Below are 26,316 nucleotides of genomic sequence, written 5' to 3' on the forward strand. Positions count from 1 at the left end.
ACGCGGTGGTTGGCACCGGCTATGCCGGTGTTCGCCGGCAAGCCGGCTCCTACACGTTTGCGGCAAACCCCGCCCCGTAGGAGCCAGCCTTGCTGGCGAACCAGGCGAAGCGGTGCCTCAAGTGCTTGGCGGGGTTGCTTCACACCTGGCCCTACCTGTAAATCCTCGCGGCTCGATATCAGTTATGCATCGATTGCATTTGTCCCTCGCGCCGAACCCATGGCATGAATGCAGGTCAACGCCTTTACTTGGCCGCATTCCGCCTTCCAGGAGATTCCGCGCATGAGCAAGCCCGAGTACATTCCGCCCAAGGTCTGGACCCACCAGGCCCCCTCTGGAGGCCAGTTCGCCAGCATCAACCGCCCCGTCGCCGGCCCTACCTACGACAAACCGTTGCCGATCGGCAAGCAGCCGCTGCAGCTTTACTCCCTGGCCACGCCCAACGGCGTCAAGGTCACCATCCTCCTGGAAGAACTGCTCGCCCTCGGCCATGCCGGCGCCGAGTACGACGCCTGGTTGATCCGCATCGGTGAAGGCGACCAGTTCGCCAGCGGCTTCGTCGCGGTCAACCCGAACTCGAAGATCCCCGCCCTGCTCGACAACAGCGTCGAACCGCCCGTACGGGTATTCGAGTCCGGCTCGATCCTGCTGTACCTGGCGGAAAAATTCGGCGCCTTGCTGTCCAAGGCAGCGGCCGCGCGCACCGAGAGCCTGAACTGGCTGTTCTGGCAGATGGGCTCGGCACCCTACCTGGGCGGCGGTTTCGGCCATTTCTATGTGTATGCGCCAGAGAAGTTCGAATACGCCATCAACCGCTTCACCATGGAGGCCAAGCGTCAGCTCGACGTGCTCGACCGGCGCCTGGCCGAAAGCCCTTACCTGGGCGGCGACGAGTACAGCATCGCCGACATCGCCGTCTGGCCCTGGTATGGCCAGCTGGTGCGCGGCAACCTGTACGGCGCCGCCGAGTTCCTCGCGGTGGATGAATACCGGCATGTGCAACGCTGGGCCGAAGCCATTGCCCAACGCCCAGCCGTGCAGCGCGGCACCCGGGTCAACCGCACCTGGGGCGACGAAGCCAGCCAGGTGCCAGAGCGCCATTGCGCGGCGGACCTGGACTGACCCTGAGCGGCCTTGCCGAGGCGTCGGCAAGGCCGCGTCTGCAAGGACCGCGTGGCACGGCCAGAATGCCGCGCTGCAACGAAGCATTTCCCCACTGCATGCCTGCGCCCCTCGGGACCTTCTTGCTACACTCGCCGCCATGATTTTTCCACCTGCACAACTGTGGTGACAGCATGATCGAGGTAACCGAGGTTTCCATTGCCGAGCTGCGCGACGCGCTCGAGTCCGGCCGCACGACCGCCGTCGAACTGGTCAAGGCCTACCTGGCGCGCATCGACGCCTATGATGGCCAGGGCACCGCCACCACACTCAACGCCGTGGTGGTGCGCAACCCTGAAGCCCTGAAAGAAGCCGAAGCCTCCGACGCCCGTCGCGCCCGTGGCCAGACGCTCGGCCCGCTGGACGGCATCCCCTACACCGCCAAGGACAGCTACCTGGTCAAGGGCCTGACCGCCGCCTCCGGCAGCCCGGCATTCAAGGACCTGGTCGCCCAGCGCGATGCCTTCACCGTCGAGCGCCTGCGCGCTGGCGGCGCCATCTGCCTGGGCAAGACCAACATGCCGCCGATGGCCAACGGCGGCATGCAGCGCGGGGTCTATGGCCGCGCCGAAAGCCCGTACAACGCCAACTACCTGACCGCGCCGTTCGCCTCGGGCTCCTCCAACGGCGCCGGAACCGCCACCGCCGCCAGCTTCAGCGCCTTCGGCCTGGCCGAGGAAACCTGGTCCAGCGGCCGCGGCCCGGCCTCGAACAACGGCCTGTGCGCCTACACCCCGTCACGCGGAGTGATCTCGGTGCGCGGCAACTGGCCGCTGACCCCGACCATGGACGTGGTCGTGCCCTACGCTCGGACCATGGCCGACTTGCTGGAGATCCTCGACGTGGTAGTGGCTGACGACGCCAACCAGCGCGGCGACCTGTGGCGCCTGCAACCGTGGGTGCCAATCCCGGCCGCCTCCAGCGTGCGCCCGCAGTCGTACCTGGACCTGGCAGTGACCGCCGACTCGCTCAAGGGCAAGCGCTTCGCAGTGCCACGCATGTACATCAATGCCGACGCCGAAGCCGGCACCTCGGAAAAGCCGGGCATCGGCGGCCCGACTGGCCAGCGCATCAACACCCGCGCCAGCGTGATCGAGCTGTGGAACCAGGCCCGCCAGGCCCTGGAAGCCGCCGGCGCCGAAGTGGTCGAAACCGACTTCCCGCTGGTCTCCAACTGTGAAGGCGACCGCCCCGGCGCGCCGACCGTGTTCAACCGCGGCATCGTCAGCAAGGAGTTCCTCCATGACGAGCTCTGGGAGCTGTCCGGCTGGGCCTTCGACGACTTCCTGCGCGCCAACGACGATCCCAAGCTCAACCGTCTGGCCGATGTAGACGGCCCACAGATCTTCCCCCACGACCCGGGTACCCTGCCCAACCGTGAGGACGACCTGGCCGCCGGCATGGATGAATACGTCAACATGGCCAAGCGCGGCCTGAAGAGCTGGGACCAGATCGCCACCGTGCCCGATGGCCTGCGCGGCCTGGAGGCCACGCGCAAGCTCGACCTGGAAGACTGGATGGACGCCCAGGGCCTGGATGCGGTGCTGTTCCCCACCGTGGCCGATGTCGGCCCGGCCGATGCCGACGTCAACCCGGTGTCGGCGGACATCGCCTGGAGCAACGGTATCTGGGTGGCCAACGGCAACCTGGCGATTCGTCACCTGGGCGTGCCGACCGTCACCGTGCCGATGGGCGTGATGGCCGATATCGGCATGCCGGTGGGGCTGACCTTCGCAGGCCGCGCCTACAGCGACAACAACCTGTTGAAATTCGCCGCCGCGTTCGAGTCGACCGGGTCGCGCCGGATGATCCCACCGCGCACGCCAAAACTGGGCTGATCCACGCCCCGCGAAGCGCTTGAACAACGCTCGCCAAATTCAACCAATTGTGTAAAATTCAACACAATATTGAATTTGGCGAGTTTCCATGCCCCCTTCCGATCCTTTTCACGAACGCCAGCTCACCCTTACCGTCCTCAAGGCCACCCTCAAGGCCCTGGGCAGCGTCGTGCCCAACAACCTGGAAATCCTCCTGCACGACCTCGACCACCCGGAGCACTCCGTGGTGGCCATCGTCAATGGCCATCTTTCCGGCCGCCAGGTCGGCAGCCCGATCCTCGCCGCCCCTGAGCAGGACCAAGGCTTCGAGGCGCTGATGCGCGCCACGGTCGAGCAGCGTGGCTGCGACCCAGTGGTATTGCCCAATTACCCCACCACCCTCAAGGGCCGCACCCTGCGCAGCGCCACGGCGATCTTCCGCGACAGCACCGGCCACCCCTTCGCCAGCCTGTGCGTGAACAGCGACGTCACCGGCCTCGACGCGGCCATGGCCTTCCTCCAGCACTTCCAGCCGCTGGGCGCGGCCTGCGCCACGCCCAGCAACGCCGAGCCCGCCGACATGGCGGTGCTGATGACCGAGATCATCCAGGACGCGCTGCTGCGCAGCGGCCAGGGCCGGCTGAACAAACAGGCCAAGGTCGAGGCCGTGCGGGTCATGCAGGAACGCGGCCTGTTCATCGTCAAGGGCGGCGTGGAAAAGGCCGCCGAGGCCCTCGGCGTCACCCGCTACACCGTCTACAACTACCTGGAGCAGCTGCGCGGCGAGCACACGCCAGCTGCCCGCGACTGACCTCAGGAGCTCCCATGCCATTGCATATCCATACCCCGCTGATCGAGTCCCGTCCCCTGTCGCGCACTGCCGGGCGCCCGGTTTGGCTCAAGCTGGAGGCCCTGCAACCCTGCGGCTCGTTCAAGCTGCGTGGGGTCGGCCACGCCTGTGAAATACACCAGGCCCGTGGCGCGCAGCATTTCGTCTCGTCTTCAGGCGGCAACGCCGGACTGGCGGTGGCCTATGCCGGGCGCAAGCTGGGGTTGCCAGTAACTGTGGTGGTGCCCGAAACCACCACCGAGCGGGCCAAGGAGCTGTTGCGCCAGGAAGACGCCAGCGTGGTGGTGCATGGCAGTTCCTGGCAAGAGGCCAACGCCCACGCACAAACGCTGCTGGGGCCAAACGCTGCGTTCATCCATCCATTCGACGATCCACTGCTATGGAGCGGCCATGCCAGCATGATCGACGAGGTGGCTGTGGCGGGCTTCAAACCCGACGCGGTGGTGCTCTCGGTCGGTGGCGGCGGGCTGCTCAGCGGCGTGGTCGAAGGATTGCAGCGCAATGGCTGGCACGACGTACCGGTGCTGGCGGTGGAGACCGAGGGCGCGGCTTCGCTGCACGCGGCCATCGCGGCCGGGCATACCGTGGAACTGCCCGGCATCCAATCGGTGGCGACCTCGCTGGGGGCCAAGCGGGTGGCCGAACAGGCGCTGGCCTGCTGCCACACCCATACCGTGCTCAGCCACCTGGTCAGCGACCGTGAAGCGCTGGATGCCTGCGAGCGCCTGCTGCTCGACCAGCGACTACTGGTGGAACCGGCCTGCGGCGCCGCGCTGGCGTTGCTCCAGCGCCCAGAAGTGCTTGCCCCCTACGCAAATGTACTGGTAATCGTCTGCGGTGGCGCAACGGCGACCCTGGAGCAAATGCGCGCCTGGCGCGAACAACTGGCCTGATTCCGCCCCGGCACGGAACACCGATAGCAGGCAGGACAGTTAACGCTATATACTTTTCGATATAGCGAATCAGACATCCTGCCTTAGCCATGCCCAGTATCCGTGACCGCAACCTGCAACTGATCCTCACTGCCGCCAGCGAGGAGTTCGCCCACCACGGCTTCGCCGCCGCCCGGGTCGACGCCATCGCCAACCGCGCCGGCCTGCCCAGGGCCAATGTGTTCTATTACTTTCGCAACAAGCAACAGCTCTACAGCGCCGTGCTGGACCTGGTAATGGAGCCCTTGCTGCGCGCCGCGCGTAGCCTGGCGCCCGAGGCGCAGCCGCAACAGGCCCTGCCCCGTTACTTCAAGGCCAAGGCCGAAGTGGCCCGCCGGCACCCCCATGCCACGCGCGTCTGGCTCAAGGAGATGCTCCATGGCGGGCGGCGCCTGCCCGACGAGCGCAGCGAGGCCCTGCGCCAGAGCGCCCGGCAGAACCTGGCGTGCCTGGCGCAGTGGATGGAGCAAGGCCTGATTGCCCGGACTGCGCCGGAGCACCTGCTACTGTTCCTCTGGTCCACGCCCCTGGCCAGCTTCCGCTTTGGCGAGGCGCCCGGCAGTTCGGCGCGGCTGAAGCCGACGCGGGCGTCGACCCAGGCCTTGGCCAATCTGTTCCTGCGTGGCGTGCGCCCAGAGATCGAGGCAGCGAAGCTTATCGCTATATGAGCATAACCATAACGATAGACACCCGATGAGGAGTACCGGCATGACTGCCGCCAACACTGCAAAGGAAGCTGTGGGCGCCCCCTATCAGCTGGAACTGATGAAACATGCCCAGCGCATGACCTGGCAGGCCGTCGAGCGCATCGCCCAGGGCATCGGCCCCGGCATGCGCGAGTCCGAAGCACGGGCCTTGGGCCAAAGCGTGCTGGAGGAACTGGGCATGCAAAGAATCTGGCACCCCACCCATATCCGCTTTGGCAGCAATACACTGAAAACCTTCAAGGAGCGTTCCGAGGGGGATCCGCTGCTGGGGAAGCACGACATCTATTTCATCGACATGGGCGTGGTCTTCGAAGGCCATGAAGGAGATGCTGGTGCCACCTTCGTCACCGGCAACGATCCGCAGATGCATGCCTGCGCCCAGGCCGCCAAGACGCTGTTCGAAGAGGTCGAAGCCCATTGGCGCTCACAGCGGGTGAACGGCGTGGAACTCTACCGCTTCGCCGCCGAGCGCGCCCAGCAGCTGGGCTGGCGGCTCAACATGGATATCAAGGGCCACCGCGTCAGCGACTTCCCCCACGCCATTTATCGCGGTGGCAACCTGGGCGATTTTGCCGGGCAACCCAGTGCGGGGTTGTGGATCCTGGAAATCCAGATCGCCCATCCCGAACTGCCTTACGGCGCCTTCTACGAAGACCTGCTGAGCTGACCGCGTCGCGGTAGGCGCCGGCCATATCGGTGTTCGCCGGCAAGCCGGCCCCTGCAACATGACCCAGCCAAGCGGCGCCTCACAGCGGGGCCGCTTCGGATGGTCACATTATCCTGTTCAACTGAGCATGCGCCGGCAACTCGGACGAAATGCGCCCCGCGCCCTTTCGTACCGCGACAAGTGAAGGCACAATGCGTGTCCTTTTTTTGGCCGGCCTGGCCGGGGGCCTTTAAATGATCAAGACGCCGTATTACCTCATCGATAAACAGAAACTGCTGGGCAACATGGAAAAGATCGCCTATGTCCGCCAGCAGTCCGGGGCCAAGGCCCTGCTCGCCCTCAAGTGCTTCGCCACCTGGTCGGTATTCGACCTGATGCAGCAGTACATGGATGGCACCACCTCTTCCTCGCTGTTCGAGCTCAAGCTCGGCCGCCAGAAGTTCGCCGGCGAAACCCACGCCTACAGCGTGGCCTGGGCCGACGACGAAGTCGAAGAGATGCTGGAGAACTGCGACAAGATCATCTTCAACTCCATCGGCCAGCTCGAGCGCTTCGCCGAGCAGTCCGAGGGCAAGGTTCGCGGCCTGCGCGTCAACCCGCAGGTGAGCAGCTCCGACTACCTGCTGGCCGACCCGGCGCGCCCGTTCAGCCGCCTCGGTGAGTGGGACCCGGAAAAGATCGAGAAGGTGATCGAGAAGATCTCCGGCTTCATGTTCCACAACAACTGCGAGAACGGTGACTTCGGCCTGTTCGACAAGATGCTCACGCACATCGAGGAACGCTTCGGCCACCTGCTGCACAAGGTCGAGTGGGTCAGCCTCGGTGGTGGCATCCACTTCACCGGCGAAGACTACGCCGTGGACGCCTTCTGCGCCCGCCTCAAGGGCTTCGCCGAGAAATACGGCGTGCAGGTGTACCTGGAACCAGGCGAAGCGGCCATCACCAACAGCGCCTCGCTGGAAGTGACCGTGCTCGACACCCTGTACAACGGCAAGCACCTGGCCGTGGTCGACAGCTCGATCGAAGCGCACCTGCTTGACCTGCTGATCTACCGCCTCAACGCCAAGATGGCCCCCAACGATGGCGCGCACGCCTACATGGTCTGCGGCAAATCGTGCCTGGCCGGCGATATCTTCGGCGAGTACCAATTCGACAAGCCGCTGCAGATTGGTGACCGCCTGTCGTTCGTCGACACGGCCGGCTACACCATGGTCAAGAAAAACTGGTTCAACGGTCTGAAAATGCCGTCCATCGCGGTCAAGCAGCTCGACGGCAGCGTCGAACTGGTGCGCGAATTCGGCTTCGACGACTACGTTTCCAGCCTGTCCTGATGGGCAGGCCTTTTCAGTAAGGAGCACAAGGTAAATTGAAGAAGAACGTTCTTATCATTGGTGCAGGAGGTGTCGCCAAGGTGGTGGCCCACAAGTGCGCGCAGCATAACGACGAACTCGGTCGTATTGCCATCGCGTCACGGAACATCTCCAAATGCCAGGCCATCATCGACAGCGTCAAGGCCAAGGGTAGCCTCAAGGTACCCGCCGACATCCAGGCCTTCTCGCTCAATGCCCTCGATGTCGAGGCGACCAAGGCACTGATCCGCGAGACCGAATCGCAGATCGTGATCAACGTTGGTTCCGCCTTCCTCAACATGTCGGTGCTGCGCGCCTGCATCGATACCGGTGTCGCCTACCTGGACACCGCGATTCACGAAGAACCGGGCAAGATCTGCGAAACCCCGCCCTGGTATGGCAACTACGAGTGGAAACACCTCGAAGAGTGCCAGCAGAAGAACATTACCGCCATTCTCGGTGTCGGCTTCGACCCGGGTGTGGTGAACAGCTACGCGAAACTCGCGCAGCAGCAGTATTTCGACCGCATCGACTCGATCGACATCCTCGACGTCAATGCCGGTTCCCACGGCAAGTACTTCGCCACCAACTTCGACCCGGAAATCAACTTCCGCGAGTTCACCGGGCAAGTGTGGAGCTGGCAGAACAGCCAGTGGACCAGCAACAGCATGTTCGAGGTCAAGCGCACCGACGACCTGCCAGTGGTAGGTGCGCAGAACCTGTACCTGACCGGCCATGATGAAGTTCACTCGATCTCGAAGAACCTCAACGTGCCGAACGTGCGTTTCTGGATGAGCTTCGGCGAGCACTACATCAACGTGTTCACCGTCCTGAAAAACCTCGGCCTGCTCTCCGAGCAACCGGTGAAGACCGCCGAAGGCCTGGAAGTGGTGCCGCTGAAAGTGGTCAAGGCCGTGCTGCCCGACCCGGCTTCGCTGGCCCCGGGCTACACCGGCAAGACCTGCATCGGCGACCTGGTCAAGGGCACCAAGGACGGTCAGCCGCGCGAGGTGTTCATCTACAACGTGGCCGACCACGCAGAAGCCTACGCCGAGACCGACAGCCAGGGTATCTCCTACACCGCCGGCGTGCCGCCAGTGGCGGCGGCGCTGCTGGTCGCCCGCGGCCAATGGGACGCCGGACGCATGGTCAACGTCGAGGAGCTGCCAGCCGAGCCGTTCCTCAAGGCGCTGGACGTGATGGGCCTGCCGACCCGCGTCAAGGATGAAAAAGGCGATCGTCCGTGGGACGCTGAAGCCTAAGCTGCAAAACGAAGGGGCGCCCAATGGCGCCCCTTCTGTTTGTGCTGATCGCTACTTCCTGGCCTCCAGGATCAGGTTGAACGGCGTCTGCGTCGCCCGCCGGAACCGCGTGAAACCCGCCTCCTCGAACACTGCCCGCAACCTGGCCTCCCCGGCCTGCGCCCCCAACCCCAGCCCCACTTCCTGAGACAGCGAATTAGGTGTGCAGATGAAGGTGGACGCCGCGTAGAACAGCCTGCCGACCGGGTTGATGTTGGCATCCAGCGTATCCTCGGCGAACGGCTCCACCAGCATCACCGTGCCATCGGCCTTGAGCGCCCGATAGGCATGGCGCGCCGCCCCCACCGGGTCGCCCATGTCGTGCAGGCAATCGAAGAAGCACACCAGGTCCAGGTCGTTGCCCGGATAGTCCTTGGCCGACGCCTGCTGGAAGCGCACCCGGTCTGTCACGCCCGCCTCGCGCGCCCGCTCGCTGGCAGTCTGCACCGAGGGAGCGTGATAGTCGTAGCCGACAAAATGCGAGGCTGCAAAAGCCTGGGCCATGACGATGGTCGACGCCCCGTGGCCGCAGCCGACATCCGCCACCTTGGCGCCGGCCTGCAACTTGGCCACCACTCCCTCCAGCGCCGGCAACCAATCGGCCACCAGGAACGTCCGGTAACCGGGGCGGAAGAAACGCTCGGTGCCGCTGAACATGCACGGATGATGATCGCCCCAGGGCACGCCGCCATCGCCGCGCATGGCCGCCACCAGCTTGTCCTTGTCGTGGAACAGCGCCGCGACCACTGCGGCGCCACCGGCCATGTAGGCGGGAGAATCCTCCAGCGCCAGGGCCATGGCCTGCTCTTCAGGCAGGGTGAAGCAGCCATCGTGGTGGCTCATGTAGCCTGCCGCCGCCTGGGCATTGAGCCACTCGCGCACCAGTCGCGGCTGGCAGCCGGTGCGCTCGGCCAGCCCCTCGGGCGTGATCGGCTGGCTGTCGGCCATGGCACGGTACAGCCCGAGTTCATCCCCAAGGATGACATTGGCCAGCGTCGCCGCCGCGCCCATATCGCCCACCAGCCTACCCATGAATTCGTGAAGCCGCGTCTCGTCCATGACCTGCCCTCCTCTTGCCAGTAGGCCACCGTCGGCGACGTCCGGTCCGGGGGCGGTGGTCGGATGGATGATCGGGTCGCGCCTGCAACAGACCCGGGCTTTAAGTCTAGACCCGCCTGCGCTATCTTCGCCGCGCTGCGGGCGTGCCCGACAGCCGCATTCGCGCACAAAAGGAACTGCCAGCATGTTTTCCAGCCGCACCCTTGTCCTGACCCTGGGCATCGCCTTCATCATTATCGACCAGTGGGTAAAACTGATCGCCCTGGTCGCCCTGGACCAGCACAGCTATGTCTATGGCAACCAGAGCGTCTGGCTGGACCTGGCCCTGAGCCTCAACCCCGGCGCGTTTCTCAGCCTCGGCGCCGGGCTGGCGCCGTGGCTCAAGCAACTGATATTCGTGGCCGCCGTCGGCGTGGTGTGCGGCTGGGCCATGGTCTGGGCCTGGCGCCACTGGCAATCGGCGCCGGTCAAGGCCAGCGCCGCCTGGTTCATCGCCGTGGGCGGGCTGGGCAACCTGATCGACCGGGTGTTTCGTGACGGCCACGTGGTCGACTACCTGGTGCTCAACATCGGCAGCCTGCACACCGGTGTGTTCAACCTGGCCGACATCGCCATCATGGCCGGCGCCGCTGTGCTGCTGGTGGACGGCATTACCCGGCCGAGCAAACGCTGATCGCCCTTGGCGGCAGCCCTTTCGAGGCCTTTGCGATTGTTTCGGATTTGCGCGTTCCAATTCTAGATTGATGGGGTCGCTTTGCGACCCTTCGCGACACAAGGCCGCTCCTACAGGGGATTGCGTCGGGCCGCTCGCAAAGAGCTGGCCTTTAGCGCGGTGCGGCCTCCAACTGCTCCAGCAGGTGTGGACGGTGGCGGCACAGGTCACTGCACCAGCTGGTTGATTTCGATGATCGGCATCAGTACCGCCATGACGATCAGCAGCACCACAGCGCCCATTACCACGATCATCAGCGGCTCAAGCAACGCGGTCATGCCCATGGCCCGGCGCTCGATGTCCTTGGCCAGGCTGTCGGCGGCACGGTCGAGCATCGGCGGCAGGTTGCCGGTTTTCTCGCCACTGGCGATCAGGTGGATGAGCAGCGGCGGGAACACTTTCTCCACCGCCAACGCCGGGGCCAGGCTCGTGCCTTCGCGCACCCGCGCGGTGGCCTGGCTGACGCACTGGTCGAGGCGGTCGTTGCCCAAGGTCTGGCGCGCCGCCTCCAGCGCGCGCAGCAGCGGCACCCCGGCGCTGCCGAGGATCGCCAGGGTGGAGGCGAAGCGCGCGGTGTTCAGGCCCAGCACGAAGCGTCCGAGCAACGGCAGCCGCAGGATCCTCGCGTGCCAGGCCAAGCGCGCCGCCGGGGCGCGCAAATAGACCCGCCAGCCCCACACGGCCGCCGCCAGGGCGGTGAAACACAACAGCCCCCACGCGCGCACGAAGTCACTGGCGCTGAGCATGGCCAGGGTCAACCCAGGCAGGTCCTGGCGCGCCTGGGTAAACGCGCTGACCACCTGCGGCACCACATAGCTGAGCAAAAAAATCACGATGCCCACCGACACCAGGCCGACCACGCCGGGGTAGATGAAGGCGGTGAGGATCTTGCCGCGCAGGGTGTTGCGCTGCTCGATGTAGTCGGCCAGGCGTTCCATCACCTGGGCCAGGTCGCCGGACTCCTCGCCCGCCGCCACCAGCGCCCGGTAAATGTCCGGGAAATCCCGCGGCCGCTCGGCCAGGGCATCGGCCAGGCGCATGCCGCTGCGCACATCGCCGCGCACGGCAGCGAACACCTGGGCGATATGCTTGCGCTCGGCCTGCTCCAAGGTCGCCCCCAGCGCCGCCTCCAGCGGCAGGCCAGCGGCCAGCAGGCTGGCCAGTTGACGTGTGGCCCAGGCCAGGTCGCCATCGGCAAGCTTCGGGCTGAACAACCCACCGCCCTGCCCAGGCGCTGTCTGCGCCTCCACCTGCAAGGCGGTCAGGCCCAGCGCGCGCAATTGCGCCAGGGCCGCGCCCGGGCCGTCGGCTTCGAGCAGGCCATTGACGATTTGGCCTTGGGCGTCGGCGGCTTCATAGCGATAGCGGTTCATCAGGCATCCCGTGTCACGCGAAGGATTTCTTCCAGGCAGGTGCTGCCGTTGTCGACCCAGCGCTGGCCATCCTCGCGCATGCTGCGCATGCCATTGCGCCGGGCGGCGGCGCGCAAGGCCTGCTCGTCGGCGCTTTGGTGCACCAGGGCGCGTACCTGGTCGTCGACACAGAACAACTCGTGGATGCCGGTACGGCCGCTGTAGCCGCAATGATTGCACTGCGCGCACCCCACGGCACGGTACTGTCCGGGCGCGGCCGGGTCCGGCTGGCGGCAATGCGGGCACAGGCGCCGTACCAGGCGCTGGGCCAATACCCCAAGCAACGCCGAGGCCAGCAGGAACGGCTCGACGCCCATGTCGACCAGGCGGTTGACCGCCGACACCGCATCGTTGGTGTGCAGGGTGGCCAGCACCAGGTGCCCGGTCAGCGAGGCCTGCACGGCGATCTGCGCGGTTTCCAGGTCGCGGATCTCGCCGATCATGATCACGTCCGGGTCCTGGCGCAAAATGGCCCGCAGGGCCACCGCAAAGCTCATGTCGATGCGCGCGTTGACCTGGATCTGGCTGATCCCCGGCAGGTCGTACTCCACCGGGTCCTCGACGGTGAGGATGTTGCTGACGCTGGCGTCCAGGCGCGCCAGCGCGGCGTACAGGCTGGTGGTCTTGCCCGAGCCGGTGGGGCCGGTGACCAGCACGATGCCGTGGGGCTGGCGGATCAGTTGGTCGAGCCGCGCCAGCAGGTTGCCATCCATGCCCAGCGCCTCCAGGCGCAGGCGCCCGGCCTGCTTGTCCAGCAGACGCATCACCACCCGCTCGCCGTGGCCGGTGGGCACGGTGGACACGCGGATGTCGATCGGCCGCCCGGCCACACGCAGGGCGATGCGGCCATCCTGGGGCAGGCGTTTCTCGGCGATGTCCAGTTGCGCCATGATCTTGATCCGCGATACCAGCGCGCCGTGCAGGGCCTTGCGTGGCGAGACCACGTCGCGCAGGGTGCCGTCGACCCGGTAGCGCACCAGGCAGTGGCTCTCGAACGGCTCGATATGGATATCGCTGGCCTGGTCGCGTGCGGCCTGGGTGAGCAAGGCGTTGATCATGCGGATCACCGGCGCGTCGTCCTGGGCTTCGAGCAGGTCGGTGACCTCCGGGATGTCCTGCAACAGCCGGTCGAGGTCGACCTCGTTCTCGGCGGCGCCGACCACGGCCGCGGCGCTGCCGGTGTCGGCATAGGCGCTGACCAGCAGGGCATCCATCTGCGCATCGCTGAGCATCTCGACTCGCACCTGACCATGCCGCCTGCGCACCTCGGCCAGCGCCCAGCCAGGGCTCGACGGGCAACGCGACAGCAGCGCCGCGGCCTCGCCGTCGGCCTGCAACACCAGGCGCTGGGCCTTGGCCCAGGCATAGGGCAGCCGGCTCACCGGGCGACCTCGTCCACCGGCACCGCGCGCAGCGCTGCCCGGGGCGTTCGCAGCGCCGCCGGTTGTGCCCGCCCCTGGTCCGGCACGCCCTGCTCCACCGGCGGCAACAACGGCATGTCCATGTCGGGCAGGGCCCAGGAGTGCTCGGGCTTGAGGTTGCCCTGGGCGCGGCGGATGAAGTCGTAACGGTTGAGGGTGATGCTGCGCCCGACCCCGGCATCACGCACGATATACGGGCGCAGGAAAACCATCAGGTTGGTCTTGTTGCTGGCCCGGCGCTCGTTGCGAAACAACGCGCCGACCCCAGGCAGGCTGGACAGCCACGGGATACCTTCGTTGCTTTGGGTATAACCGTCCTGCAACAGGCCGCCGAGCACCATGATCTGGCCGTCGTCGAGCAAGATGCTGGTGTCGATGGCGCGCTTGTTGGTGACGGTACCGGCGGCGCTGGAGGCGCGCTCATCGACGCTGCTGACCTCCTGGTAGACGTCCAGCTTGACCGTGCCGCCCTCGGAGATTTGCGGGCGCACGTTCAGGCGCAGGCCAACCTCCTCGCGCTGGATGGTCTGGAACGGGTTGTTGCTGTTGCCGCCACCGTCGGTGACGTACTGGCCGCTGACGAACGGGATGGTCTGGCCGACGAAGATGCTCGCCGCCTCGTTGTCCAGGGTCAGCAGGTTGGGCGTCGACAGCACGTTGCTGCCGCCCTTGCTCTTGAGTGCATGGGCCAGCACCTTGAGGTCCAGCACCTCGCCGATACCGGGGATCTTCACCGTGCCGTCGACCACCCCCACCGACAACCCCTTGGGCAGCACATCGATGCTGGTGGCGCCCTTGGTCAGGCCACTGCCGCCAAGGTTGGCACCACCGAACGCGCCATTCTTGCCCAGGTTGCCAGCCTGCCACTGGATGCCGAACTCGTTGGCATCGTCCTCGCCCACTTCGACGATCAGGCTCTCCACCACCACCTGGGCGCGGCGCTGGTCGAGCTGGTCGATCACCTCGCGCAGGCTGCGGTACAGCGGCTCCGGCGCGGAAATCAGCAGGGTGTTGGTGGTTTTGTCGGCCTGGATGGTCGCGCCGCCGGCAGAGAACGCCGTGCCCTGCTCGCCCTGGGCCAGGCCGTTGCCATAGCCATTGGGCGTGCTGCCGGCGCCCAGGCCGTTGTGGCCCTGACTCGAGTTGGCGCCGCGGTTGCTGTTGCCCTGCGGCGTGCCGCTGGTGCCATTGACGCCGTTGCCATTACCCCCGGTGAGCATACCGCCACCGCTGAGCAGCGCCCGGGTGCCGTCGCTGCTGGCGCTATCGCTTTCGCCGGTGAGCAACCCTCGCAGGCTCTGCGCCAGCTTGTCGGCCTGGGCGTTGCGCAGGTATACCACGTGCAGGTTGCCGGCACTGTTCTGCGCATTGTCGAGCTTGTAGATCAGGTCGCGGGCCAACTGGGTGCGCTCAGGGCTGCCCGAGCGAATCACCACGCTGTTCGAACGCGGGTCGCCGAGCACGCTGATCTTCTGCGTCGGGTCGCTGCCCTGGCTGTCGAGCAGTTCGTTGACCATGCTGGCGATGTCGCTGGCGATGCCGTTCTGGATCGCCACCACATCAGTGTCGATGGCGCTGGGAATATCGACCCGGTCGAGGATCTGCGCCACCCGCTCGAGGTTCTCGGCGTAGTCGGTTACGACCAGGGTATTGTTGCCCGGGTAGGCGTTGATCGGGTTGTCGGGCGAAACGATCGGGCGCAACACCGGGATCAGGTTGACGGCGTTTTCGTACTGCAAGCGGAAAGTGCGGGTGAGCATGCCGTTGCCGGCCACACGATCGTCGTTGGCCAGCGCACCACCGAGCAGCTTGGCGTCGGCCTGGGGCACCACCTGGGCCACGCCGCCGACGTCGACCACGCTCAAGCCCTGCATGCGCAAGGCCGCCAGCAGCATGGCGTAGGCCTTGGCCGCGGGCACCTCGCCTTCGGAGACCAGGGTCAGCTGGCCCTTGACCCGCGGATCGATCAGAAACTGCCGGCCCGTGGCGCGGGACAGGCCGCGCACCACGGCCTGGATATCGGCGTCGACGAAATTCAACTGCACCGGCTGGTCGCCCAGGGGGTTGCTCTGCGCCGCCAGCGGCGTCGCGCGGCTGTGCCGCTGGCCGACTCGCGCAGGCATCTGCCGCGCGGCCGGGCGCGGGCTTGGGCTGGCCTGGGCTTGATGGTCCAAGGTAGTCGGGGCGCCGCCGAGCGCGGCGAGCGGCCTGCCCAGCTCGCTGCTGGCCAGGGGTGTCTGCACGGCCGGCGAGGTGGTGCAGGCCGCAAGCGCCAAGGCCAGCGCCAGGGGCGCGAACGGCAGCAACCGGGAGTGAAGGCAGGTCATGAAGGGTCCTTAGCGCCAGGCGCCTGATCCATGCGAAGAGTTCCAGAAAACGTCACAGGCCCGGCCGGCGCGTGGTCCGCATCGCGCTGCAGCACCAGCTGGCCGATGCTCAGCCCCAGGCGCGCGGGTACCTGCTGCAACCAGGCCACCGCGGCTTCGCCAGGTGCGTGCTGCCAGTCCAGTTGCCAGGCGCCGTCCATGCGCGCGAGGCGCGACTGGTTGTGCAGCCCCGCCTGGGTCAGGCTTTGGCGCAAGGCCTGTTCGAGGTCGGCCGGGGGCGCTACGGCACGCTGGGCCAGCAATGCGTCAAGGGCCTGGGCCTGGCTGCGCAATTTGGGCGTTTCGGCCTCCCAGTGGGCGATACTGGCCAAGGCCGGCGCAATCAGCACCTGCCAGCAGAACAGCGCAGCGAGCAAGCCGGCAGTCAGGCCCACGGCACGCCGCTCGCGAGGGGCCAGGGCTTGCCAGCGCTGGCGCACCTGCGTCCGCGCGACGCCCAGGCGCGTTTTAATCGACATGGGCCAGCTCCTCTTGCCGGGCCCCACCGGCGCGCAAGGTCCAGCCCTGGGCATCGACACCCGCCTCGATGCCGCGCGCCGCCAGGTCGGCCTGCCAAGTACTGCCTGTCGGCGCCTGGGTGCCTTCGGCCAACGGGGTGATGCGCAGCACCCCGTCCTGGAAGCTCAGCGCCGCTACGTTACCGGCCAGAAACGGCATGCTCTGCCCGGCGCCTTCGAGCAGCGCCGGCAAACCCGATGCCGCCGCTCCCTGCCCGCCCTGCAACTGCTGGCGCGCCTGCTGCAACGGGTTGAGCACCACCGGCAAGTGTGGAAACGCCTGGCGCACCTGGCTGACCATGCGCGCGCCCAGCTGTTCGCCGGCGCTGGCCAGCTGCGCGGCGTGCAGGTTCAGCCCCAGGCACCAGACCGTTGCCGCCACGCCCCAGATCGCCACCACCGGCCCCCAGCCCAGCGGTTTCGCCGGCCCCTGCAGGCCGCCTGCCAGGTCCGGCGCCGGCAGGCCGTCGGCGGGCTGGGCGAACACACCGCCCAGGCGAACCCGCTCGCCCTGCAACCAAGCCTGCAAGTGCGCCAGCTGCGGCTGCCCCAACCAGGCCACGGCGACGCGACCATCGGGCTGGCGCAGACCATGGGCCACATGTAGCTGCCCGGCATCGCCCAGCACCAGGCCCTGGACCGCGCAGCGTACCGCCGCCGCCAGGCGTTTGCCGGTCAGCGGCGGCAGTGCGATGGCCAGGGCCAGGCTGTCGTCTTCATGCAGATGCAGGCGCCACACCATGCCCTTGGCCCGCGCCGCCAGTTGCCCACGCGTCGCCTGGCCGTGCTGCTCGCCATGGCGATAGTCGAGCGGCGATTGCGCCGTCAACTCGGCCAGCGGCGGCAATTGGATCTCCAGCAGCATGTTCATGCGCCCACCCGCGTCCAAATCACATCCGCCAACTGGCCTTCGCGCTGGCGCAGCAGTGCCTGCATCGGCAACGCGCGAGCGCCCAGGCGCGCCTGGCCATGGAAGCGGAACCAGTCGCTGTTGATGCCCACCCGCACATCGGTCGTAGCCAACTGCGGCATGCGCAAGCGGTTGACGAAGTCACCGCGATTGATGAACCAGCGCCCAGCGTCGCGCTCGGCCACCAACGCAGTGGCCTGCGGCAATGACAGCCCCGGCACCTGGGCGGCGAGCACTTCGGCGCTGGCAGTGTTGCCGTTGACCCAGGTCAGGGCCGGCAACACCGTGACGAAACGCTGCAAGTGCCGCAAGGTCTTGCCATCCATGCCCTTGAGCGAGGCCAGGGCATCCAGGTTACGCAACATCGGGCGCTTGGCCGGCAAGGGCTGCGCGGCCACCGCCGGCGAAGTCAGGCGCCCGCTGCCCAGGCCTTGCTCGGCCGTGGCCGGCGTTTGCGCAGGGCGCTGCGGGTAACTGTCGATCACCTGGCCGGCAATCGCCGTGGCCAGGCGCGCCTCGACGCCGATCAACGCGCACAAGCGCTGGAAGGTGGCCAGCGCCTCGGCATCGAGCTGGCCGTCGACCACCAGGTTGCGCAGGTTGAACTTGCCCTGCTCGTCCTCCAGGCGCCCATCGAACGGCACCGTAGCCGAAGGCAGGCCAAGGATCGGACGCGCCCAGGGCTGCCCGCTGCGCACCAGCGGGTCACTCATTCGTTGTTCCAGCAGCCGCTGGCGGCTGAGCTGCAAGCCGCCCTCCAGCGCCCATTGCCCCTGCAACGCCAGCTGGCGGTTCTCCAACTGCCGGGCGAGCAGCCCCTGGCGCTCGATCATGCCTGCGGCGATCACTGCCACCACCGCGGCAATCAGCAAGGCGCTGATCACGGCCATGCCCTCTTCGCGCGCCATGGCCGGTCACAACTGCCACGAGCCGATATCGGCATTCACCCCGTCGCCGCCGGCCTGGCCGTCGGCCCCCAGGGAGAACACATCGACCTCGCCGTTGGCCCCCGGGTTCAGGTACTGGTAAGGGCGGCCCCAGGGGTCGTTGGGCAGGCGGTCGAGGTAGGCGCGCCATTGGCCGTCCTTGGCCTGGGCCGGCTTCTCCACCAATACCTTCAGACCCTGGTTCTGGTTCGGGTAGCCGCCGTTGTCCAGGCGGTAGAGCTTGAGCGCCTGCATCAACCCGGCGATATCCTGGCGTGCCGCGGTGGCGCGGGCCTGGTCGGGGCGGTCGAGCACCTTGGGCACCACCATGGCCGCGAGAATCCCGAGGATCACCACCACCACCATGATCTCGATCAGGGTAAAGCCCTGCTGGCGGAAACGGCGGCCTGTGGCGCTGCGGCGGGCGATCTGCATCTCGGCATTCCTTGCGTGAGTTCGAATCGGGGGCCGATTGTGGCAAGCGGGTATGTCACTGATATTGAAAAAGCTCGGGAGTCGGCGTCGTCAAACGGTCATCGCGCCGCTCTAGAGTGCCCCTTTGCCTCGAAGCGAGCAGATGCCGTGCGCCGCCAGGAACAAGGCTTCACCCTGATCGAAGTGCTGGTGGCGCTGACCATTGTCGCCGTGGCCATGGCCGCAGCCGTGCGCGCCACCGGGCTGATGACCCAGGGCAACGGGTTGCTACGCGACAAGGCGCTGGCGTTGCTGGCGGCCCAGGGGCGGCTGGCCGAGTTGCGCCTGGAGGGCGGCGCGAAGCCCGGCACCCGGCAGTTCGACTGTGACCAGGGGCGCTTGCGCCTGCGCTGCGAGCAGCGCATCGCCCAGGCGCAGGGTGGGTTGCTGGAGGTATCGCTGCAGGTATTCGATCGCCAGGGCGAGGGGCCGGCGTTGGCAAGGTTGCAGACGTTGGTGGTGTCGCCAGGTGTTGGACAATAGTTTTTTTAGCCTCCATCAGAGCAGGCGCCATCCCACCAGGCGCCCCCTGCAAGCCCAAGCCGCAGCGTTCAGGGCACCACTGGCGCCGCCTCCGCCCGCGCCGCGTAGCGCTGGGCCAACACCGCGCAGACCATCAGCTGGATCTGGTGGAACAACATCAACGGCAAGATCATCGCCCCGATCCCACCGCCCACGAACAGCACCTGGGCCATCGGTACCCCCGTGGCCAGGCTCTTCTTGGACCCGGCGAACAAAATGGTGATGCGGTCCTCGACATTGAACCCAAGCACCCGCCCCAACAAGCGCGTCCCCAGCAGCACCACCGCCAGCAAGATCCCGCACACGGCGAACAACCCCGCCAGGTGTTGCGGTGAAACCGTGTGCCACAAACCGGTGACCACCGCCTCGCTGAACGCGGTATACACCACCAGCAGGATCGATCCCTGGTCCACCACCTTCAACCAGCGCGCGTTGCGTTTGACCCAGGCTCCGATCCAACGCCGGGCAAGCTGACCGGCAACGAAGGGCACCAGCAGTTGCAGGGTGATCTTCAGCACCGCGTCCAACCCCGAGCCGGTATCGCCCGACGCCCCCAGCAACAGCATCACCAGCAGGGGCGTAAGGAAGATCCCCAGCAGGCTCGAGGCCGCCGCGCTGCAGATCGCCGCCGGCACGTTGCCGCGGGCCAGCGAGGTGAAGGCGATGGCCGACTGCACCGTGGCCGGCAAGGCGCACAGGTAGAGCACGCCCAGGTACAGCTCGTTGCCCACCAGCGGCACGAACAACGGTTTGAACGCCAGCCCCAGTAGCGGAAACAGCACGAAGGTGCAGGCGAATACCAGCAGGTGCAGGCGCCAGTGCCCGGCGCCGGCGATGATCGCCTCGCGCGACAACTTGGCGCCGTGCAGGAAGAACAGCAGGCCGATGGCCAGATTGGTCAGCCAGCCGAACAGTACCGCGCCGTCACCGGAGCACGGCAGCACGGTGGCGATGAACACCACTGCAAGCAAGGCCAGGGTGAAGTTGTCGAACAGCATGCGCAAATATCTCATCACAGATTCCGTCTTGTCTTTGTGCAAGCCTGGACGATAAGGTCTCGGCCCTTCTGCCGCTAACGCCGGCCCCCCCTGCGATGTCGCCCAACGGACACACCGAGCAGCGCTTCGCCTCCCCGAGACTGATGACAAGGAACGCCCCGACCATGAAACGCCCCACGCCCTGGCTGCTGGCCACCGCCCTGACCCTCGCGGCCCCCCCGCTGCTGGCCAATGATTTGCAAGCCACCGTCGACGATGTGATCGAACCGCTGATGCGCGAGCAACATATCGCGGGCATGGCGGTGGCGGTCTATGCCAACGGTCAGTCGCATTACTTCAACTACGGCTGGGCGAACAAGGTCGACAAGCAGGCGGTGAGCCGCGACACCCTGTTCGAGATCGGCTCGATCAGCAAGACCTACACCGCCACCCTCGCCGCCCTGGCCAGCGCCGAAGGCACGCTCGACCTCCAGGCCCCCGCCAGCCGCTACCAGCCGGCCCTGGCCAAGGCACCGATCGGCAGCGCCAGCGTGCTGCAACTGGGCACCTACAGCGGCGACTGCCTACCGCTGCAATTCCCGGATGCCGTGCAAACGCCCGAGCAGACCCTGGCCTGGTACCAGCATTGGCAACGCCGCCACGCGCCGGGCACCTACCGCTGCTACTCCAACCCCAGCCTGGGCCTGTTCGGTGACCTGGCCGCCCGTGCCCAGCAGCGGCCATTCGCCGAGCTGATGACCCAGGGGCTGCTGCCGCGCCTGGGCCTCAAGCATACCTACCTGGAAGTACCGGCCCACGCACGCGGCCTGTACGCCCAGGGCTATGACGCCGACGACAAACCGCTGCGGGTCAACCCGGGCCCTTACGCCGACGAGGCCTACGGCATCAAGACCAGCGCCAGCGACCTGCTTCGCTACGTACAACTGCAACTGCAACCGACCACGCTGGACCCGGCCTTGCGCAACGCCATCGCCATCACCCAATCCGGCTTCTTCCAGGTCGGCCCGATGACCCAGGGCCTGGGCTGGGAGCGCTATCCATACCCCGTCGCTCTCGACACCCTGCTAGAGTACAACGGCGCCAAGATCATCCACGGGGAAAACCCCGTCCGCGCGCTGCAACCAGCGCTGCCCGCCGACCCTGCCGCCTGGTACAACAAGACCGGCGCCACCGGTGGCTTCGGCGCCTATGTCGCCTTCGTGCCCGCCAAGCAGATGGGCATCGTGCTGCTGGCCAACCGCAACTACCCCAACGAAGAACGCGTGCGCGCGGCACAACGCATCCTGTCCAGCCTGGAGCACTGACATGCTGAAGATCCTTGGCAAAGCGTCCTCGATCAACGTGCGCAAGGTGCTGTGGACCTGCGCGGAACTGGGCCTTGCGTTCCAGCGCGAAGACTGGGGCAGCGGCTTTCGCGCCACCGACAGCCCCGAGTTCCTGGCCCTGAACCCAAACGCCATGGTGCCGGTGATCGTCGATGGCGATTTCGTGCTATGGGAGTCCAACAGCATCCTGCGCTACCTGGTCAACCAGTACGGCGGTGAACACCTCTACCCCAGCGCCCCGCGCAGCCGCGCCGCGGTGGACCAGTGGCTGGACTGGCAGGCCACCGACCTCAACGACGCCTGGCGCTACCCGTTCATGTCGCTGGTGCGTCAGTCCCCGGCCCACCAGGACCCGGCCTTGCTGGCCGCCGCCAGCGCCCAGTGGACGGCCAGGATGCGCCTGCTCGAGCAGCGCCTGCAGACCACCGGCGCCTATGTCGCCGGCAGCGATTTCAGCATCGCCGACGTGGCCATTGGCTTGTCGCTCAACCGCTGGCGACGCACACCGCTGGAGCACCCGTCACTGCCGGCGCTGGAGGCCTACCACTGGCGCCTGCGCGAGCGCCCGGGCTACCTGGAACACGGTGATAACGGCCTGGCCTGACAGAACGAGCTGGATTGTCCGACAAGATGTAGTGACAAAAAATAATCACTACAAAACCATTGACGCCCTTCCCGCGCCTTGTGCATGATGAGGCCGTCTCCCTGATCGGGAGCGGTGGCAAGGGTGTTCCAGACGGCCTGCGCGGTAACGCAGGCCGTCCGTGGAGAGGGAAACTGCCCAGAAGGCAGCGTGAGAAAGCCCCTGTTGCGATGCTGCTGTAGCAGCCTTGGTTAGCGCGCTACATGGTGTGGCGCCGAATGTGAACTTCAGCCGAACTTCACCAACGAATGAGAGTAATGGGGGCTTTATGATGAACTTGAACAACAATCCAACCATCGACCAATTGGCCCAGCTGTTCGCCGCGCGCAAAGACAGCCTCGACGACCACCTGCTGTGGGTCAGCCAGTCCGGCGACGTCCGCCTGGACCGTCTGCCGCCGAACACGGTCGAAGCTGAATTCGAATCGCACATGCCCAGCATGCGCGCCCGCTTCAAGGTCTACCGTCGTGGCCAGGGCTACGTCGGCAAGAAGGCCGCCGCCGACACCACCTTCGTCGGTCGCGTCCTCCAGACCCTGCAACAAGAATGGCCTACCGCCCGTGAGCGGCAGGCAGTCAAGGTGATCGATACGCTGAACTGAGCGTGTCTCAACCAAGCGTACAGCGCTGCTTGAGCCCGGCCCTGCAAGGCCGGGCTTTTTCATGTGCGCAATCTGCGCGCGACGCCCAATCCGTAGTGCTGACGAAGCCAGCGCCGCGGTGCCTGGCCCCGGCTACGCCGGGGTTCGCCGCCAGTGTCTCAGGCCCGAAGCCTTCGTGCCGCCTCCTCAGGCAGCGGCAAGGCACCCGTGGCCACTGCCCTGGCCCGGTCGACACCCCATACCAACGCGCGGGTCATGGTTTCACCAGGCCGCGCCGGGTAATACTCCTCGAGCAGGGCCTTGCCCCCCTGGGCGTACACGCCCACGAACAACTGCGTGGCGCCAAGCCGGGAAAGCCGCACCTGCACATCGATGCTGGTGCCATCGCTCAATTCCTCATCATGGCTGCGGCTGTGCAACTGCGCATCGGCCCATTGCCAGTAGGTCTCTTCCCTGATTCGCATTGCGCTGATTACTCCGAGTCTGAAATGCCGCGCAAGAAAAGCACAGTCGCAGCCACCCGGCGAGGGTGACGCGCCGATACCATGAGCGGGGTCAACAAATGCTGGGAAAATCGCGCCGTTGGGCGGGCGCCTGAACGCAAGCGCGGGGCAAGCCCGCTGCCACAGGCCATTGCACGGCACCTGTGGCAGCGGGCTTGCCCCGCGCTGGGATCAACGTCGATTTACTTTTTCGAGGGCACCCGCGGCATGAACCGGCCCTTCTTGGCCCGCTGCAAATGGGCAGGCTGTAACTGCTCCGACTCGTCCAGAGTCATGTTGGCAAAACCCAGGCGCAAGGCCGCCTGGCCACAACGCACCTGGCTGTTGATCGGAAACGCATCGTTCAAGTCTTCGTAATAGGATTCGCTCATGCCCTGTCTCCCTCCAATGGTGACCGTGCCGACAAGCAACGCGCTTGCCTAGAGAAGCGGCGGTCCGCTGAAGTGAGACTAGCCGGTCATTTGCAGACTAACCGGGCAATCAGACACAGCCCGACCAGTGGCAAGCGCTTACTTCAGCCGCACCGCCGTGCCGGTGGCGAACACCACGACCATGCCTCCTTGCACCGACGGCATGCTGATCTCGAAGTCCACCCCCAGCACGGCATCGGCTTGCAACTGCCGTGCCCGCGCCATGAGTTCCTCGGTGGCCTGCTCGCGGGCCAGCTTCAGCGCGCTCTCCAGGGTCTGCGAACGGCCGCCGAAGAAGTCGCGAAAACGTGCGAAGAAATCGCGCACGAAGTTGATCCCCTGCACCGATTCGGCGCTGACCACGCCGAGGTACTCGGCGACAGGGCGGCCTTCGAGCTGGCTGGTGGTGCTGATGATCATGAGTGGTACTCCTGCTACGAACAAAAGAAGGCGATCCTAGCAAATTCATGGCCCACCAATTACACAAGTGCCTTCTTGAATATTTGACATACGGCTCCTAGACTCCCTGCGCAGGATCACCCAAGGAGCCTTCATGACCGCCCTTCCCGAACACCCTCCGGCGCGCTGGAACGAGCTGCTCAGCGGCGGCAACGCCTTGCGCTCGATCGCCTTGGCCGGGGGTGTCGCCCTGCATGCCATCAATGTGTACATCGTCACCACGCTGTTGCCGACGGTGATCGGCGAAATCGGCGGGCTGTCCTTCTATGCCTGGAGCACCACGCTATTCGTGGTGGCCTCGATCATCGGTTCCACCCTCTCCACTCGCCTGCTGGCCCGCAGCGGGCCACGGCTTACCTACCTGCTGGCACTGCTGGTGTTCGCTGCCGGCTCCGTGCTCTGCGCCCAGGCCGCCAGCATGCCGATGCTGCTGCTGGGGCGCAGCGTGCAAGGCCTGGGCGGCGGTATCCTGTTCGCCCTCAGCTATGCGCTGATCCACCTGGTGTTCGAGCGCCGCTTGTGGCCGCGGGCCATGGCCCTGGTGTCGGCGATGTGGGGCGTGGCCACCTTGTGTGGCCCGGCGGTGGGCGGTGTGTTCGCCGAGGGCGGCCATTGGCGCTGGGCTTTTTGGGCATTGCTGCCGGTGGCCGCGCTGCTGGCGCTGATCGTCTGCCTGCGTCTGCCGGGGCGCCAGGCGCTGGACGACAACGACGCCCGCCCGGCCTATGGGCTCATCGCCTGCCTGGTCGCCTCGGTGCTGGCGATCTGCGCGGCCAGCCTGTCCGAGGTGCTGTGGATCAACCTGGTGGGCATCGCCGTGGGCTTGGCGATTGCCGCGCTGATCGCCCGTCTCGATCCGCGCGCGCGCCATCACCTGTTGCCCAGCGGCGCCTACAGCCTACGCCAACCGATGGGCGCGCTGTTCGCCATCATGTGCCTGCTGGTGGCGGCCATCACCACTGAAATCTACGTGCCCTACTTCCTCCAGCAGATCCACGGCTTCGGGCCGCTGGCGGCCGGCTACCTGACAGCGGTAATGGCCGCAGGCTGGACCATCGGCGCCCTGGCCAGCGCCGGGCGCGACCGCAACGGCGGCGCCCGACAGATCCGCCTCGGCCCATTGCTGGTGGCGCTTGCCTTGCTGGCCCTGGCCCTGCTCACACCGCACCCGGCCTGGCTGGCCCAAGCCCCCGGCCTGGCACTGTATGCCGTGGCCCTGGCCGGTGTCGGCCTGGGCATCGGCCTGGGCTGGCCGCATCTGCTCACCCGCGTGCTGCAGGCCGCGCGCCCCGGCGAGGAGAACCTCGCCTCGGCGTCGATCACCACCGTGCAGCTCTACGCCACCGCCCTGGCCGCCGCCCTCGCCGGCTTGGTCAGCAACAGCGCGGGCCTGGTCGAACCCGGCGGCCTCGACGGCGCGCGCCAGGCCGCGACCTGGCTGTTCGCCCTGTTCGCCTGCGCGCCGCTGCTGGCCATCCCGCTGGCGCTGCGCATCACCGGCCCCTCTGCTCGCAAGGAACAACCATGAAAGAATCACAGGAAGTCTACGAGCGTATCAGCGATCAATTCGAAGACTTCACCAGCCATGCCAGCCAGCGTGGCGTCGAGGTCGATACCGTCCGCTACATGGTTCACGACTTGCTCGGTGGGGTGGCCGGCAACGCAATCCTCGACCTGGCCTGCGGCCACGGGTTCTTCAGCCGTCGGTTCAAGGACTGGGGCGCGGCACGGGTGCATGGCGTGGATATCTCGCCGAGCATGATCCACCAAGCCCGCCAGGCCAATGACGGCATCGCCTACGAAGTGCGCGATGTGGCGCAAATGGGCGAGATCGGCCAGTTCGACAAGGTCACCGCCGCCTGGCTGTTCAACTATGCCGGTAGCGTCGAGGAACTGCGGCGCATGTTCCAGGCCGTCGCGCTCAACCTCAAGCCCGATGGGCACCTGATCGCCTACACCGCCAACCCCACGTTCGACCTGGCCCGAGGCAATTTCACCGATTACGGCATCCGTGTCCTGGACGAGCAGCCGGTGGAAGGCGGTTTTCGCTGCCAGGGCCAGTTCATGAGCACGCCGCCCGCTGATTTCACCTACTACCGCTGGCACAAGTCGGTGTATGAACAGGCTGCCCACGACGTGGGCCTGCGCAACGTGCGCTGGATCGCCCCGCTGATCAGCGGCATTCGCAAGAAGGCACACCCAGCGGGGTATTGGGACCTGTTCGAAGGCAACAGCCTGCAGGTTGGCCTGATCTGCAGCCGCTGAGTCGAGCA

At 66.4% G+C, this 26,316-nt stretch carries 27 protein-coding genes; 15 read left to right on the forward strand and 12 right to left on the reverse strand.

Translation table 11 applies throughout. From position 1 onward, the window contains the following. The first annotated feature begins 282 nt into the window (after positions 1–282). From yghU to ACODS5_RS09105, 8 genes are all read left to right on the forward strand, one after another. Positions 283–1,122: a glutathione-dependent disulfide-bond oxidoreductase gene (yghU, locus tag ACODS5_RS09070; protein ID WP_489108444.1), complete on the forward strand. Its 840-nt coding sequence runs from the start codon at positions 283–285 to the stop codon at positions 1,120–1,122. A gap of 173 nt (positions 1,123–1,295) precedes the next feature. After that, positions 1,296–2,999 (forward strand): amidase, encoded by a 1,704-nt coding sequence (locus ACODS5_RS09075; RefSeq protein ID WP_489108445.1) that lies wholly within the window; start codon positions 1,296–1,298, stop codon positions 2,997–2,999. Positions 3,000–3,087: 88 nt separating this feature from the next. Next, the gene (locus ACODS5_RS09080; protein ID WP_489108446.1) at positions 3,088–3,789 is read left to right on the forward strand and encodes a helix-turn-helix transcriptional regulator; all 702 of its coding nucleotides are present in this window, start codon (positions 3,088–3,090) and stop codon (positions 3,787–3,789) included. 14 nt (positions 3,790–3,803) lie between these two features. Next, positions 3,804–4,721, forward strand: coding sequence for a pyridoxal-phosphate dependent enzyme (locus ACODS5_RS09085; protein WP_489108447.1), 918 nt, complete (start codon positions 3,804–3,806; stop codon positions 4,719–4,721). A gap of 89 nt (positions 4,722–4,810) precedes the next feature. After that, positions 4,811–5,428 (forward strand): TetR/AcrR family transcriptional regulator, encoded by a 618-nt coding sequence (locus tag ACODS5_RS09090; protein ID WP_489108448.1) that lies wholly within the window; start codon positions 4,811–4,813, stop codon positions 5,426–5,428. A gap of 40 nt (positions 5,429–5,468) precedes the next feature. Beyond that, positions 5,469–6,134: a M24 family metallopeptidase gene (locus ACODS5_RS09095; protein ID WP_134694161.1), complete on the forward strand. Its 666-nt coding sequence runs from the start codon at positions 5,469–5,471 to the stop codon at positions 6,132–6,134. Between the two features lie 233 nt (positions 6,135–6,367). Next, positions 6,368–7,465 (forward strand): carboxynorspermidine decarboxylase, encoded by a 1,098-nt coding sequence (nspC, locus tag ACODS5_RS09100; RefSeq protein ID WP_489108449.1) that lies wholly within the window; start codon positions 6,368–6,370, stop codon positions 7,463–7,465. A gap of 35 nt (positions 7,466–7,500) precedes the next feature. Then, positions 7,501–8,745 (forward strand): saccharopine dehydrogenase family protein, encoded by a 1,245-nt coding sequence (locus ACODS5_RS09105; RefSeq protein WP_489108450.1) that lies wholly within the window; start codon positions 7,501–7,503, stop codon positions 8,743–8,745. A 51-nt stretch (positions 8,746–8,796) separates the two neighbouring features. Here the strand turns inward: ACODS5_RS09105 and ACODS5_RS09110 are convergent, their stop codons facing one another. After that, positions 8,797–9,843, reverse strand: coding sequence for a class I SAM-dependent methyltransferase (locus ACODS5_RS09110; protein WP_489108451.1), 1,047 nt, complete (start codon positions 9,841–9,843; stop codon positions 8,797–8,799). Between the two features lie 184 nt (positions 9,844–10,027). On the opposite strand from ACODS5_RS09110, the gene ACODS5_RS09115 reads away from it, so the two are divergent. After that, positions 10,028–10,516 (forward strand): signal peptidase II, encoded by a 489-nt coding sequence (locus ACODS5_RS09115; protein ID WP_134693966.1) that lies wholly within the window; start codon positions 10,028–10,030, stop codon positions 10,514–10,516. Positions 10,517–10,722: 206 nt separating this feature from the next. Here ACODS5_RS09115 and gspF read toward each other — a convergent pair whose 3' ends face one another. Genes gspF through gspG form a run of 7 tightly spaced genes read right to left on the reverse strand, consistent with a single transcriptional unit; the run spans position 10,723 to position 18,543 of the window. After that, a complete protein-coding gene (gene gspF / locus ACODS5_RS09120) occupies positions 10,723–11,928 on the reverse strand; it encodes a type II secretion system inner membrane protein GspF (protein WP_489108452.1) in 1,206 nt (401 codons plus the stop codon). Further along, positions 11,928–13,349: a type II secretion system ATPase GspE gene (gene gspE / locus ACODS5_RS09125; RefSeq protein ID WP_489108453.1), complete on the reverse strand. Its 1,422-nt coding sequence runs from the start codon at positions 13,347–13,349 to the stop codon at positions 11,928–11,930. Before gspE ends, gspF begins: the two co-directional genes overlap by 1 nt. After that, positions 13,346–15,715, reverse strand: a complete 2,370-nt coding sequence (gspD, locus tag ACODS5_RS09130) for a type II secretion system secretin GspD (RefSeq protein WP_489108454.1) — start codon at positions 15,713–15,715, stop codon at positions 13,346–13,348. The genes gspE and gspD overlap by 4 nt, the downstream gene beginning before the upstream one ends. Then, the gene (gspM, locus tag ACODS5_RS09135; protein ID WP_489108455.1) at positions 15,712–16,233 is read right to left on the reverse strand and encodes a type II secretion system protein GspM; all 522 of its coding nucleotides are present in this window, start codon (positions 16,231–16,233) and stop codon (positions 15,712–15,714) included. Before gspM ends, gspD begins: the two co-directional genes overlap by 4 nt. After that, entirely contained in the window at positions 16,223–17,143 is a 921-nt protein-coding gene (gene gspL, locus ACODS5_RS09140; protein ID WP_134693971.1) for a type II secretion system protein GspL, read from the reverse strand. Before gspL ends, gspM begins: the two co-directional genes overlap by 11 nt. Next, positions 17,140–18,090: a type II secretion system minor pseudopilin GspK gene (gene gspK / locus ACODS5_RS09145; RefSeq protein ID WP_489108456.1), complete on the reverse strand. Its 951-nt coding sequence runs from the start codon at positions 18,088–18,090 to the stop codon at positions 17,140–17,142. The genes gspL and gspK overlap by 4 nt, the downstream gene beginning before the upstream one ends. 6 nt (positions 18,091–18,096) lie before the next feature. Beyond that, positions 18,097–18,543 (reverse strand): type II secretion system major pseudopilin GspG, encoded by a 447-nt coding sequence (gspG, locus tag ACODS5_RS09150; RefSeq protein WP_253093590.1) that lies wholly within the window; start codon positions 18,541–18,543, stop codon positions 18,097–18,099. 147 nt (positions 18,544–18,690) lie between these two features. Here gspG and gspI point away from each other — a divergent pair, with 147 nt between their 5' ends. Continuing rightward, a complete protein-coding gene (gene gspI / locus ACODS5_RS09155) occupies positions 18,691–19,065 on the forward strand; it encodes a type II secretion system minor pseudopilin GspI (protein ID WP_489108457.1) in 375 nt (124 codons plus the stop codon). Between the two features lie 68 nt (positions 19,066–19,133). On the opposite strand, the gene ACODS5_RS09160 is transcribed toward gspI, so the two are convergent. After that, positions 19,134–20,117: a bile acid:sodium symporter family protein gene (locus ACODS5_RS09160; RefSeq protein WP_489108458.1), complete on the reverse strand. Its 984-nt coding sequence runs from the start codon at positions 20,115–20,117 to the stop codon at positions 19,134–19,136. A gap of 149 nt (positions 20,118–20,266) precedes the next feature. On the opposite strand from ACODS5_RS09160, the gene ampC reads away from it, so the two are divergent. The 3 genes from ampC to ACODS5_RS09175 all read left to right on the forward strand — a co-directional run bounded on the left by ampC (position 20,267) and on the right by ACODS5_RS09175 (position 22,671). Next, positions 20,267–21,406 carry a class C beta-lactamase gene (ampC, locus tag ACODS5_RS09165; protein ID WP_489108459.1) on the forward strand — a complete coding sequence of 380 codons (1,140 nt, stop codon included), beginning with the start codon at positions 20,267–20,269 and terminating at the stop codon, positions 21,404–21,406. Between the two features lies 1 nt (position 21,407). Further along, on the forward strand, positions 21,408–22,031 hold the full coding sequence (locus ACODS5_RS09170) for a glutathione S-transferase family protein (protein WP_134693977.1): 624 nt from the start codon (positions 21,408–21,410) through the stop codon (positions 22,029–22,031). A 307-nt stretch (positions 22,032–22,338) separates the two neighbouring features. After that, entirely contained in the window at positions 22,339–22,671 is a 333-nt protein-coding gene (locus ACODS5_RS09175; RefSeq protein WP_217848383.1) for a hypothetical protein, read from the forward strand. Positions 22,672–22,829: 158 nt separating this feature from the next. Here the strand turns inward: ACODS5_RS09175 and ACODS5_RS09180 are convergent, their stop codons facing one another. The 3 genes from ACODS5_RS09180 to ACODS5_RS09190 all read right to left on the reverse strand — a co-directional run bounded on the left by ACODS5_RS09180 (position 22,830) and on the right by ACODS5_RS09190 (position 24,004). After that, positions 22,830–23,135 carry a hypothetical protein gene (locus ACODS5_RS09180; protein WP_134693980.1) on the reverse strand — a complete coding sequence of 102 codons (306 nt, stop codon included), beginning with the start codon at positions 23,133–23,135 and terminating at the stop codon, positions 22,830–22,832. A gap of 221 nt (positions 23,136–23,356) precedes the next feature. Beyond that, entirely contained in the window at positions 23,357–23,545 is a 189-nt protein-coding gene (locus ACODS5_RS09185; RefSeq protein ID WP_134693981.1) for a hypothetical protein, read from the reverse strand. Between the two features lie 138 nt (positions 23,546–23,683). Further along, positions 23,684–24,004, reverse strand: a complete 321-nt coding sequence (locus ACODS5_RS09190; protein ID WP_134693982.1) for a YbjQ family protein — start codon at positions 24,002–24,004, stop codon at positions 23,684–23,686. A gap of 133 nt (positions 24,005–24,137) precedes the next feature. On the opposite strand from ACODS5_RS09190, the gene ACODS5_RS09195 reads away from it, so the two are divergent. Together ACODS5_RS09195 and ACODS5_RS09200 are read left to right on the forward strand one after the other, a co-directional pair. Continuing rightward, positions 24,138–25,571, forward strand: a complete 1,434-nt coding sequence (locus tag ACODS5_RS09195) for an MFS transporter (RefSeq protein WP_489108460.1) — start codon at positions 24,138–24,140, stop codon at positions 25,569–25,571. Next, the gene (locus tag ACODS5_RS09200) at positions 25,568–26,308 is read left to right on the forward strand and encodes a class I SAM-dependent DNA methyltransferase (RefSeq protein ID WP_489108461.1); all 741 of its coding nucleotides are present in this window, start codon (positions 25,568–25,570) and stop codon (positions 26,306–26,308) included. Before ACODS5_RS09195 ends, ACODS5_RS09200 begins: the two co-directional genes overlap by 4 nt. The last annotated feature ends 8 nt before the right edge of the window (positions 26,309–26,316 follow it).

The sequence above is a fragment of the Pseudomonas sp. FG47 genome, from assembly GCF_057809115.1.

Coding starts and splice junctions, on each gene's coding strand:
- ACODS5_RS09160 (WP_489108458.1), bottom strand. CDS start 20,117: ATGAGATATTTGCGCATGCTGTTCGACAACTTCACCCTGGCCTTGCTT.
- ACODS5_RS09190 (WP_134693982.1), bottom strand. CDS start 24,004: ATGATCATCAGCACCACCAGCCAGCTCGAAGGCCGCCCTGTCGCCGAG.
- ACODS5_RS09200 (WP_489108461.1), top strand. CDS start 25,568: ATGAAAGAATCACAGGAAGTCTACGAGCGTATCAGCGATCAATTCGAA.
- ACODS5_RS09170 (WP_134693977.1), top strand. CDS start 21,408: ATGCTGAAGATCCTTGGCAAAGCGTCCTCGATCAACGTGCGCAAGGTG.
- gspD (WP_489108454.1), bottom strand. CDS start 15,715: ATGACCTGCCTTCACTCCCGGTTGCTGCCGTTCGCGCCCCTGGCGCTG.
- ACODS5_RS09075 (WP_489108445.1), top strand. CDS start 1,296: ATGATCGAGGTAACCGAGGTTTCCATTGCCGAGCTGCGCGACGCGCTC.
- gspG (WP_253093590.1), bottom strand. CDS start 18,543: ATGCAGATCGCCCGCCGCAGCGCCACAGGCCGCCGTTTCCGCCAGCAG.
- ACODS5_RS09085 (WP_489108447.1), top strand. CDS start 3,804: ATGCCATTGCATATCCATACCCCGCTGATCGAGTCCCGTCCCCTGTCG.
- ACODS5_RS09110 (WP_489108451.1), bottom strand. CDS start 9,843: ATGGACGAGACGCGGCTTCACGAATTCATGGGTAGGCTGGTGGGCGAT.
- ACODS5_RS09185 (WP_134693981.1), bottom strand. CDS start 23,545: ATGAGCGAATCCTATTACGAAGACTTGAACGATGCGTTTCCGATCAAC.
- ACODS5_RS09115 (WP_134693966.1), top strand. CDS start 10,028: ATGTTTTCCAGCCGCACCCTTGTCCTGACCCTGGGCATCGCCTTCATC.
- gspF (WP_489108452.1), bottom strand. CDS start 11,928: ATGAACCGCTATCGCTATGAAGCCGCCGACGCCCAAGGCCAAATCGTC.
- ACODS5_RS09180 (WP_134693980.1), bottom strand. CDS start 23,135: ATGCGAATCAGGGAAGAGACCTACTGGCAATGGGCCGATGCGCAGTTG.
- ACODS5_RS09080 (WP_489108446.1), top strand. CDS start 3,088: ATGCCCCCTTCCGATCCTTTTCACGAACGCCAGCTCACCCTTACCGTC.
- gspK (WP_489108456.1), bottom strand. CDS start 18,090: ATGGCGCGCGAAGAGGGCATGGCCGTGATCAGCGCCTTGCTGATTGCC.
- gspM (WP_489108455.1), bottom strand. CDS start 16,233: ATGTCGATTAAAACGCGCCTGGGCGTCGCGCGGACGCAGGTGCGCCAG.
- yghU (WP_489108444.1), top strand. CDS start 283: ATGAGCAAGCCCGAGTACATTCCGCCCAAGGTCTGGACCCACCAGGCC.
- ACODS5_RS09090 (WP_489108448.1), top strand. CDS start 4,811: ATGCCCAGTATCCGTGACCGCAACCTGCAACTGATCCTCACTGCCGCC.
- gspL (WP_134693971.1), bottom strand. CDS start 17,143: ATGAACATGCTGCTGGAGATCCAATTGCCGCCGCTGGCCGAGTTGACG.
- ACODS5_RS09175 (WP_217848383.1), top strand. CDS start 22,339: ATGATGAACTTGAACAACAATCCAACCATCGACCAATTGGCCCAGCTG.
- ACODS5_RS09095 (WP_134694161.1), top strand. CDS start 5,469: ATGACTGCCGCCAACACTGCAAAGGAAGCTGTGGGCGCCCCCTATCAG.
- ampC (WP_489108459.1), top strand. CDS start 20,267: ATGAAACGCCCCACGCCCTGGCTGCTGGCCACCGCCCTGACCCTCGCG.
- nspC (WP_489108449.1), top strand. CDS start 6,368: ATGATCAAGACGCCGTATTACCTCATCGATAAACAGAAACTGCTGGGC.
- ACODS5_RS09195 (WP_489108460.1), top strand. CDS start 24,138: ATGACCGCCCTTCCCGAACACCCTCCGGCGCGCTGGAACGAGCTGCTC.